7 protein-coding genes are annotated in these 11,132 nt (G+C 59.6%); all 7 read left to right on the forward strand.

Going from position 1 to position 11,132, the window contains the following annotated elements; genetic code table 11:
• Window positions 1-247: 247 nt before the first annotated feature.
• Window positions 248-2,902, forward strand: a complete 2,655-nt coding sequence (gene gyrA / locus ACW9H9_RS24665) for a DNA gyrase subunit A (protein ID WP_457345820.1) — start codon at window positions 248-250, stop codon at window positions 2,900-2,902.
• Window positions 2,903-3,005: 103 nt separating this feature from the next.
• A complete protein-coding gene (serC, locus tag ACW9H9_RS24670; RefSeq protein ID WP_457345819.1) occupies window positions 3,006-4,091 on the forward strand; it encodes a 3-phosphoserine/phosphohydroxythreonine transaminase in 1,086 nt (361 codons plus the stop codon).
• A complete protein-coding gene (gene pheA, locus ACW9H9_RS24675) occupies window positions 4,091-5,185 on the forward strand; it encodes a prephenate dehydratase (RefSeq protein ID WP_457345818.1) in 1,095 nt (364 codons plus the stop codon). Before serC ends, pheA begins: the two co-directional genes overlap by 1 nt.
• Before the next feature lie 9 nt (window positions 5,186-5,194).
• On the forward strand, window positions 5,195-6,307 hold the full coding sequence (gene hisC, locus ACW9H9_RS24680) for a histidinol-phosphate transaminase (protein ID WP_457345817.1): 1,113 nt from the start codon (window positions 5,195-5,197) through the stop codon (window positions 6,305-6,307).
• A gap of 28 nt (window positions 6,308-6,335) precedes the next feature.
• On the forward strand, window positions 6,336-8,540 hold the full coding sequence (locus ACW9H9_RS24685; RefSeq protein WP_457345845.1) for a bifunctional prephenate dehydrogenase/3-phosphoshikimate 1-carboxyvinyltransferase: 2,205 nt from the start codon (window positions 6,336-6,338) through the stop codon (window positions 8,538-8,540).
• A 2-nt stretch (window positions 8,541-8,542) separates the two neighbouring features.
• Window positions 8,543-9,232, forward strand: a complete 690-nt coding sequence (gene cmk, locus ACW9H9_RS24690; RefSeq protein ID WP_457345816.1) for a (d)CMP kinase — start codon at window positions 8,543-8,545, stop codon at window positions 9,230-9,232.
• Window positions 9,233-9,353: 121 nt separating this feature from the next.
• Window positions 9,354-11,042 carry a 30S ribosomal protein S1 gene (rpsA, locus tag ACW9H9_RS24695; protein ID WP_457345814.1) on the forward strand — a complete coding sequence of 563 codons (1,689 nt, stop codon included), beginning with the start codon at window positions 9,354-9,356 and terminating at the stop codon, window positions 11,040-11,042.
• Window positions 11,043-11,132 lie beyond the last annotated feature (90 nt).

Consider the following 11,132-nt stretch of genomic DNA (forward strand, 5'->3'; position numbering starts at 1 on the left):
TCAAGCCTGTCATCCGTCAACTAACTATGCTCCATGCGCATCAGGGGGATAGGTGCGTGGCGGCGATTGTGATAACATCCGGCGGTTTCCAGGGTTGCCCCGCGGGGTGATCTCTACTGCGCAGATCCGTGTCATAACTCGTTGATTTGTCGTAAGTCGTTGCCGGGCACCCCGCCAGCAACGGCGAGCTTCGTTCGTCCCATATGGATGTGACGAGGTTTCACCCGAAAAAGGAATCAGGCTTCTCATGGGCGAACTGGCCAAAGAAATCCTCCCGGTCAATATCGAAGACGAGCTGAAACAGTCCTACCTCGACTACGCGATGAGCGTAATCGTTGGCCGGGCACTGCCTGATGCGCGCGATGGCTTGAAGCCCGTGCACCGGCGTGTGCTCTACGCGATGAGCGAGCTGGGTAACGACTGGAACAAGCCATACAAGAAATCTGCCCGTGTTGTCGGTGACGTGATCGGTAAGTATCACCCTCACGGCGACACTGCGGTGTACGACACCATTGTTCGGATGGCCCAGCCATTTTCCCTGCGCTACCTGCTGGTAGACGGCCAGGGCAACTTCGGTTCGGTCGACGGCGACAACGCCGCAGCCATGCGATACACCGAAGTGCGCATGACCAAGCTGGCGCACGAGCTGCTGGCCGACCTGCATAAAGAGACCGTGGACTGGGTGCCGAACTACGACGGCACCGAAATGATCCCGGCGGTCATGCCGACCAAGATCCCCAACCTGTTGGTCAACGGTTCCAGCGGTATTGCCGTGGGCATGGCCACCAACATCCCGCCGCACAACCTCGGTGAAGTCATCGACGGTTGCCTGGCGCTCATCGACAACCCTGAGCTGACCGTCGATGAATTGATGCAATACATTCCCGGTCCGGACTTCCCGACGGCGGCGATCATCAACGGTCGCGCCGGCATCATCGAGGCCTACCGTACCGGCCGTGGCCGCATTTACATGCGCGCCCGCTCGATCATCGAAGACATCGACAAGGTCGGTGGCCGCCAGCAGATCGTCGTCACCGAGCTGCCTTACCAGCTGAACAAGGCGCGTCTGATCGAGAAGATCGCCGAGCTGGTCAAAGAGAAGAAGCTGGAAGGTATTACCGAGCTGCGCGACGAGTCTGACAAAGACGGTATGCGCGTGGTGATCGAGCTGCGTCGTGGCGAAGTGCCTGAGGTGATCCTCAACAACCTCTACGCCCAGACCCAGCTGCAAAGCGTGTTTGGTATCAACGTGGTTGCGTTGATCGACGGCCGCCCGCGCATCCTGAACCTCAAGGACTTGCTGGAAGCCTTCGTGCGTCACCGCCGCGAAGTCGTCACCCGCCGTACCGTGTTTGAACTGCGCAAGGCGCGTGAGCGCGGTCACATCCTGGAAGGCCAGGCGGTGGCGCTGTCGAACATCGACCCGGTCATCGCATTGATCAAGGCCTCGCCCACCCCGTCGGAAGCCAAGGAAGCGCTGATCAGCACGCCTTGGGAGTCCAGCGCCGTGGTGGCGATGGTCGAGCGCGCTGGCGCCGATTCGTGCCGTCCGGAAAACCTGGACCCGCAATACGGCCTGCGTGAAGGCAAGTACTTCCTGTCGCCGGAGCAGGCCCAGGCCATTCTGGAGCTGCGCCTGCACCGCCTGACGGGCCTTGAGCACGAGAAGCTGCTGGCCGAGTACCAGGAGATCCTCAACCAGATCGGCGAGCTGATCCGCATCCTCAACAGCGCCGTGCGCCTGATGGAAGTGATCCGCGAAGAACTGGAAGTGATCCGCGCCGAATACGGCGACGTGCGTCGCACCGAGATCCTGGACGCACGCCTCGACCTGACCCTGGGCGACATGATCCCGGAAGAAGAGCGCGTGGTGACCATTTCCCACGGCGGTTATGCCAAAACCCAGCCGCTGGCGGCGTATCAAGCCCAGCGTCGTGGCGGTAAAGGTAAATCGGCTACCGGCGTCAAGGATGAGGACTACATCGCTCACCTGCTGGTTGCCAACAGCCACACCACGCTGCTGCTGTTCTCCAGCAAGGGCAAGGTGTACTGGCTCAAGACGTACGAAATTCCGGAAGCGTCCCGTGCGGCGCGTGGTCGTCCGTTGGTGAACCTGCTGCCGCTGGACGACGGTGAATACATCACCACCATGCTGCCGGTCGAGGAATACACCGAAGGTCACTACATCTTCATGGCCACCGCCAACGGCACCGTGAAAAAGACCCCGCTGGAATCCTTCAGCCGTCAACGCAGCGTGGGCCTGATCGCCCTGGAGCTGGACGAAGGCGACGTGCTGATCTCCGCTGCCATCACCGACGGTGAGCGTGAAGTCATGCTGTTCTCCGACGGCGGCAAAGTGACGCGCTTCAAAGAGTCCGACGTGCGTGCCATGGGCCGTACCGCACGGGGTGTGCGCGGCATGCGTCTGCCGGAAGGGCAGAAGCTGATTTCCATGCTGATCCCGGAAGAAGGCAGCCAGATCCTCACCGCTTCGGCGCGCGGTTATGGCAAGCGTACCGCCATCAGCGAGTTCCCCGAGTACAAGCGTGGCGGCCAAGGTGTGATCGCCATGGTCAGCAACGAGCGTAATGGCCGCTTGGTCGGCGCTGTCCAGGTGCTGGACGGTGAGGAAATCATGTTGATTTCCGACCAGGGCACTCTGGTGCGCACGCGTGTGGGTGAAGTGTCCAGCCTGGGCCGTAACACCCAAGGGGTGACGCTGATCAAGCTGGCCAAGGATGAAACCCTGGTGGGCCTGGAGCGTGTCCAGGAACCATCGGAAGTCGAGGACGAGGAGCTGGACGGTGAGGCGTTCGACGGCGAGGTGATCGCGGGTAGCGATGACAACGTCGAGGAGCCAACACTCGACGCTGCCGCTGACGAAGAAGAACCGCAAGACTAAGCGGACATGGAGGGGGCGGATGCAAATTCGCCCCCTTGTTGTTTGTCTGCCGTGAAACGATTGATTTATTGCACCACCCCACCAGATCAAAGTGAGATTGGATGTGAGCAAGAGAGCCTATAACTTCTGTGCCGGTCCCGCGGCGCTTCCTGAAGCAGTCCTTGCGCGCGCGCAAGGTGAACTCCTCGACTGGCATGGAAAAGGCCTCTCCGTGATGGAAATGAGCCATCGCAGCGATGAGTTTGTGTCCATCGCCACTAAGGCGGAGCAGGATCTGCGTGATCTGCTGGGCATCCCTTCAAACTACAAGGTGCTGTTCCTGCAAGGCGGCGCCAGCCAGCAATTTGCCCAGATACCGCTGAACCTGCTGCCCGAAGGCGGTACGGCGGACTATATCGACACCGGTATCTGGGGCCAGAAAGCCATCGAAGAGGCCTCGCGCTACGGCAACGTCAATGTCGCCGGTACTGCCAGGCCCTACGACTATTTCGCGATTCCCGGCCAGAACGAGTGGACGCTCTCCAAGGACGCGGCCTACGTGCACTACGTGGCCAACGAAACCATCGGCGGCCTGGAATTCGACTGGGTTCCGCAGACCGGTGACGTTCCGCTGGTGTGCGACATGTCTTCGGACATCCTCTCGCGCCCGATCGATGTGTCCCGCTACGGCATGATCTACGCCGGTGCGCAGAAGAACATCGGCCCGAGCGGGATTCTGGTCAATATCGTCCGTGAAGACTTGCTGGGCCGTGCCCGTTCGCTGTGCCCGACCATGCTCAACTACAAGGTCGCCGCCGATAACGGCTCGATGTACAACACGCCACCGGCCTTTGCCTGGTACTTGTCTGGCCTGGTCTTCGAGTGGCTCAAGGAGCAGGGTGGCGTGGCGGCCATGGGCAAGCTCAATGAAGAGAAAAAGCGCACGCTCTACAACTTCATCGACGCCAGCGGCTTGTACAGCAACCCGATCAACGTGTCTGACCGTTCGTGGATGAACGTGCCGTTCCGTCTGGCTGATGACCGCCTGGACAAGCCATTCCTGGCGGGTGCCGACGAGCGTGGCCTGCTGAACCTCAAGGGGCACCGCTCGGTGGGCGGCATGCGCGCCTCCATCTATAACGCTGTCGACATCAATGCCATCAACGCACTGGTGGACTACATGGCAGCGTTCGAAAAGGAACACGGCTAATGTCTGAGCAAGAACTCAAGGCCCTGCGTGTACGCATTGACAGCCTGGACGAAAAAGTCCTGGAGCTGATCAGCGAGCGTGCGCGGTGTGCCCAGGAAGTTGCACGGGTGAAGATGGCCTCCTTGGCTGAAGGCGAAGTGCCGGTGTTTTACCGGCCGGAGCGTGAAGCCCAGGTGCTCAAGCGTGTGATGGAGCGTAACCGTGGCCCGCTCGGCAATGAGGAAATGGCGCGGTTGTTCCGTGAAATTATGTCCTCGTGCCTGGCGCTGGAGCAGCCGCTGAAAGTGGCCTACCTGGGCCCTGAAGGCACCTTCACCCAGGCGGCGGCCATGAAGCACTTTGGCCATGCTGTGATCAGCAAGCCGATGGCCGCCATCGACGAAGTGTTCCGCGAAGTGGCCGCTGGCGCGGTGAACTTTGGCGTGGTGCCCGTGGAAAACTCCACCGAGGGCGCGGTCAACCACACCCTCGACAGCTTCCTCGAGCACGACATGGTGATCTGTGGCGAAGTCGAGCTGCGTATCCACCATCATCTGTTGGTGGGCGAGAACACCAAGACCGACAGCATCAGCCGTATTTACTCCCACGCCCAGTCGCTGGCCCAGTGCCGCAAATGGCTGGATGCCCATTACCCGAATGTCGAGCGCGTGGCGGTGTCCAGCAACGCCGAGGCGGCCAAACGGGTCAAGGGTGAGTGGAACTCGGCGGCGATCGCCGGTGACATGGCGGCTGGCCTGTATGGCTTGACGCGCCTGGCTGAAAAGATTGAGGACCGCCCTGATAACTCCACACGGTTCCTGATGATCGGTAGCCAGGAAGTGCCACCGACCGGCGACGACAAGACCTCTATCATCGTGTCCATGAGCAACAAGCCCGGCGCGCTGCATGAGCTGCTGGTGCCGTTCCACGATAACGGGATTGACCTGACGCGAATCGAGACTCGCCCTTCGCGCAGCGGTAAATGGACTTATGTGTTCTTTATCGACTTCATCGGCCACCACCGCGATCCGCTGATCAAGGGTGTGCTGGAGAAAATCAGTCAGGACGCCGTAGCACTCAAGGTGCTGGGCTCTTACCCGAAAGCGGTTTTGTGAGGCTTTGACATGAGTGGCAACTTCCTCGCCCTGGCACAGCCGGGCGTGCAACAACTTTCGCCTTATGTTCCCGGCAAGCCTGTGGACGAACTGGCGCGTGAACTGAACCTGGATCCGGCCAATATCGTCAAGTTGGCCAGTAACGAAAACCCGCTCGGCCCAAGCCCCAAAGTGCTGGCGGCGATTCGTGAAGAGCTGGCCGAACTGACCCGCTACCCCGATGGCAACGGTTTTGCCCTCAAGACCCTGCTGGCGGAAAACTGCCGGGTAGAGCTGAACCAGGTCACGTTGGGTAACGGTTCCAACGACATTCTTGAGCTGGTGGGGCGTGCGTACCTCGCGCCTGGCTTGAATGCTGTGTTCAGTGAGCATGCATTTGCGGTGTACCCGATCGTCACTCAGGCGGTAGGGGCTGATGCAAAAGTGATCCCGGCCAAGGACTGGGGCCATGACCTGCCCGCCATGCTGGCGGCTATCGATGCCCAGACCCGCGTGGTGTTCATCGCCAACCCGAACAACCCGACCGGCACCTGGTTCGATGCACAAGCGCTGGACGATTTCCTGCAGGATGTGCCGGAACATGTGCTGGTGGTGCTGGACGAGGCCTACATTGAGTACGCCGAAGGCAGCGATCTGCCGGACGGCCTGGACTTTTTGGCGGCCTACCCGAACCTGCTGGTGTCGCGCACCTTTTCCAAGGCCTACGGTCTGGCGTCGCTGCGCGTAGGTTATGGCCTGTCCACGGCAGTCGTCGCCGATGTGCTGAACCGCGTGCGCCAGCCCTTCAACGTCAACAGCCTTGCACTGGCAGCGGCTTGTGCGGCAGTGAAGGACGCCGAGTACCTGGAAGAAGGTCGCCGGATCAACGAAAGCGGCATGCTGCAATTGCAGGAAGGCTTTCGCGAGCTGGGCCTGGGCTGGATTCCGTCCAAAGGCAACTTTATCTGCGTAGACCTTGGCCAAGTGGCTGCCCCGGTCTTCCAGGGCTTGTTGCGTGAGGGGGTCATTGTGCGTCCGGTGGCCAACTACGGCTTGCCGAACCACCTGCGTATCACCATCGGCTTGCCCGCTGAAAACAGCCGTTTCCTCGAGGCGCTGGCCAAGGTTCTGGCTCGTGGTTGATGTCACTTCATTGCAACCTGCTATGCCTATGATCGGTCGCCTGGTGGTGGTCGGTCTGGGTTTGATCGGCGGCTCCTTCGCCAAGGGCCTGCGTGAAAGCGGGCTGTGTGGCGAAGTGGTTGGTGTCGACCTGGACCCGCAATCGCGCAAGTTGGCGGTTGAATTGGGTGTGGTGGACCGCTGTGAGGCCGACCTGGCCGTTGCGTGTCAGGGCGCTGATGTCATTCAGTTGGCGGTGCCGATCCTGGCCATGGAGAAAGTGCTGGCGTTGCTGGCCGGCATGGACCTGGGGCAGGCGATCCTGACGGACGTGGGCAGTGCCAAGGGCAACGTGGTGCGTGCGGCGCGCCTGGCGTTTGGCGGCATCCCGACGCGGTTCGTGCCGGGGCATCCGATTGCTGGTTCCGAGCAGAGCGGGGTGGAGGCGTCCAATGCGCAGCTGTTCCGTCGCCATAAAGTCATTTTGACGCCTGTGGATGAAACCGATCCGGCGGCGCTGGCGATGGTTGACCGGCTCTGGCGCGAGTTGGGCGCAGATGTGGAGCACATGCAGGTCGAGCGTCACGATGAGGTACTGGCCGCGACCAGTCATTTGCCACATTTGTTGGCCTTTGGCCTGGTTGATTCGCTGGCCAAGCGTAATGAGAATCTTGAGATTTTCCGCTATGCAGCGGGTGGTTTTCGCGATTTCACGCGGATTGCTGGCAGCGATCCGGTGATGTGGCATGACATCTTTCTTGCCAACCGCGATGCGGTGTTGCGCACCCTGGATACATTTCGCAGCGACCTTGATGCCCTGCGTGATGCGGTGGATGCGGGGGACGGGCACCAGCTGTTGGGCGTGTTCACCCGTGCCCGGGTGGCGCGCGAGCATTTCAGCAAAATATTGGCTCGCCGGGCGTATATGGACGGGGCTGTAAATGCCGATGATCTGGTTTTTGTCGCCAACCCGGGTGGGTGCCTGAGCGGGCAGATTCGGGTACCGGGTGACAAATCGATCTCTCATCGTTCAATCATGCTGGGCTCGTTGGCAGACGGCGTCACCGAAGTCGAAGGCTTCCTTGAGGGTGAGGACGCACTGGCCACGCTGCAGGCGTTTCGTGACATGGGCGTGGTGATCGAGGGGCCGCACCATGGGCGCGTGACGATTCATGGGGTTGGCTTGCATGGCTTGAAACCCGCGCCGGGGCCGATTTACCTCGGTAATTCGGGCACCTCCATGCGGCTCTTGTCGGGGCTCCTGGCGGCCCAGCGCTTTGACAGTGTCCTGACGGGCGATGCGTCCTTGTCCAAGCGCCCGATGAGTCGTGTGGCCAAGCCATTACGAGAAATGGGCGCGGTTATTGAGACAGGGCCGGAAGGTCGTCCGCCGTTGACCATTCGCGGCGGGCAGGTGCTCAAAGGGCTGACCTATGCACTGCCGATGGCCAGCGCCCAGGTGAAATCCTGCCTGTTGCTGGCAGGGTTATATGCGCAAGGCAAGACCGCGGTTACCGAGCCTGCGCCGACCCGTGATCATACCGAGCGGATGTTGCGTGGTTTTGGCTGTCCGGTCGAGGTCAAGGGCGCTACAGCCTCGATCGAGGCGGGCAGTGCGCTGAAAGCTGCGCATATTGAAGTGCCTGGGGATATTTCTTCGGCGGCCTTTTTTCTGGTGGCCGCGTCGATTGCCCAAGGCTCGGCGTTGCTGCTTGAGCATGTGGGTATCAACCCTACGCGCACGGGCGTCATCGATATTTTGCGGCTTATGGGGGCGGACATTACGCTGGAAAATCCGCGGGAAGTGGGCGGTGAGCCTGTCGCAGACCTGCGGGTTCGCGCGGCCCGGCTAAAAGGCGTCGAGATTCCCGAGGCCCTGGTTCCGCTGGCTATCGACGAATTTCCCGTGTTGTTTGTGGCTGCCGCCTGCGCCGAAGGGCGAACCGTACTGCGTGGCGCGCAGGAGTTGCGCGTCAAGGAGTCGGACCGGATCCAGGTCATGGCCGACGGTCTGCTGGCACTGGGCATAACCTGTGAGCCGACACCTGATGGGATTATTATCGAAGGCGGCGTGATGGGCGGTGGTGAAGTGCATGCTCAGGGTGATCACCGAATTGCCATGGCATTCAGTGTTGCTTCCTTACGGGCGAGCGCACCGATTCGTATCCATGACTGTGCCAACGTGGCTACGTCTTTTCCGAACTTTCTTACACTGTGTGCCCAGGTCGGCATACGTGTAGCCCAAGAGGCTTAATTGTGAATATCAAAGCACCGGTGATTACCATCGACGGGCCAAGTGGCTCGGGCAAAGGTACGATTGCTGGCATCCTGGCCAAGCAGCTGGGCTGGTGCCTGCTGGATTCCGGCGCGCTTTACCGCCTGCTGGCGTTTGCGGCACGTAACCATGGCGTCGATCTGACCAATGAGGAGTCGCTCAAATTGTTGGCGGCGCACCTCGATGTGCAATTTGTGGCCGCGACGGGCGGTCATCCCCAGCGCATTATCCTTGAGGGTGATGACGTAACGGACGACCTGCGCAACGAGCAGGTGGGGGCCTGGGCCTCGCAAGTTGCTGCATTGCCAGCTGTGCGCGATGCCTTGTTGCAGCGCCAGCGGGCATTTCAGGAACCGCCTGGCTTGGTGGCGGATGGGCGTGACATGGGCACGGTGGTGTTTCCCGAGGCGCCACTGAAGATCTTTCTTACGGCAAGTGCCGAGGAGCGCGCCCGTCGCCGTTACTTGCAGTTGAAGGGAAAGGTCGATGGTGTTAGTCTGTCGAGTCTGCTGGATGAGATTCGTGCGCGTGATGAGCGTGATACCCAGCGTACGGTAGCGCCGCTAAAACCTGCGGCAGACGCCATACAGCTGGACTCTACGGAGTTGTCTATCGAGCAGGTGTTGGAACGCATCTTGAGTGAAATCGCCCTTCGCGATATCACCGGGTGACTCAGGAGGAGCGCAGGGGACCAGTCCTAGTCCTGCCTTCCTTCTTATATATGAACGTAACCCACATCGTCTGGGATGTGGCAGATGGGCGTATTCTTCGCCCTTATCAACAGGAATTAAAATGAGCGAAAGCTTTGCGGAACTCTTTGAAGAAAGCCTAAAAACCCTGAACCTTCAGGCAGGCTCCATCATCACCGGTGTTATCGTTGATATCGATTACCAAGCTCGCTGGGTAACCGTTCACGCTGGTCTGAAGTCTGAAGCTCTGATCCCGCTGGAACAGTTCTACAACGATGCTGGTGACCTGACTATCAATGTCGGTGACGAAGTTCACGTTGCTCTGGACTCGGTTGAAGACGGTTTCGGTGAAACCAAGCTGTCCCGTGAAAAAGCCAAGCGCGCTGAATGCTGGATTGTTCTCGAAGCAGCCTTCGCAGCTGAAGAAGTGGTCAAGGGCGTTATCAACGGTAAGGTTAAAGGCGGCTTCACTGTCGACGTTAACGGCATCCGTGCGTTCCTGCCAGGTTCTTTGGTCGACGTTCGTCCAGTGCGCGACACCACGCACCTGGAAGGCAAAGAACTCGAATTCAAGGTCATCAAACTCGACCAGAAGCGCAACAACGTTGTCGTTTCCCGTCGCAGCGTCCTGGAAGCAGAAAACTCCGCCGAGCGTGAAGCTCTGCTGGAATCCCTGCAGGAAGGCCAACAAGTCAAAGGTATCGTCAAGAACCTCACCGATTACGGCGCATTCGTCGATCTGGGTGGCGTCGATGGCCTGCTGCACATCACCGACATGGCTTGGAAGCGTATCAAGCATCCTTCCGAGATCGTCAACGTTGGCGACGAGATCGATGTCAAGGTTCTGAAATACGATCGCGAGCGTAATCGTGTTTCCCTGGGCCTGAAGCAACTGGGTGAAGATCCATGGGTTGCTATCAAAGCCCGTTACCCAGAAAGCACCCGCGTAATGGCGCGTGTTACCAACCTGACCGACTACGGCTGCTTTGCTGAGCTGGAAGAAGGCGTTGAGGGCCTGGTACACGTTTCCGAAATGGACTGGACCAACAAGAACATCCACCCTTCGAAAGTCGTACAAGTCGGCGACGAAGTGGAAGTTATGGTTCTGGACATCGACGAAGAGCGTCGTCGTATCTCCCTGGGCATCAAGCAGTGCAAGTCCAACCCATGGGAAGACTTCTCTGGCCAGTTCAACAAGGGCGACAAGATCTCCGGCACCATCAAGTCGATCACCGATTTCGGTATCTTCATTGGTCTGGACGGCGGCATCGACGGCCTGGTTCACCTGTCCGACATCTCCTGGAACGAAGTGGGCGAAGAAGCTGTTCGTCGCTTCAAGAAGGGCGACGAGCTGGACACCGTTATCCTGTCGGTTGACCCAGAGCGCGAGCGCATCTCCCTGGGCATCAAGCAACTGGAAAGCGATCCGTTCTCCGAGTACGTCTCGGTTAACGACAAAGGCGCCATCGTTAAAGGCACTGTGAAAGAAGTTGACGCCAAAGGCGCCATCATCGTTCTGGCCGACGATATCGAAGCAACTCTGAAAGCCTCCGAAATCAGCCGTGACCGCGTTGAAGACGCGCGTAACGTCCTGAAAGAAGGCGAAGAAGTAGAAGCCAAGATCATCAGCGTTGACCGCAAGAGCCGCGTAATCCAACTCTCCATCAAGTCCAAGGACGTTGAAGAAGAGAAAGAAGCCATCCAGAGCCTGAAATCGGCTCCGGAAGCTGCAGCTCCAGGTGAGACCACCATGGCCTCCCTGCTGCGCGAGGCAATGGCTAAGCAGAACTGAGTTCTGTAAAGCTGTAAAAAAGGGCGACTTCGGTCGCCCTTTTTTTGTGTGCGCCAGGCATGGCGCGTTGCGCGAAGCGCAACCAGCTTG

The sequence above is a fragment of the Pseudomonas sp. SDO5215_S409 genome (assembly GCF_054071325.1).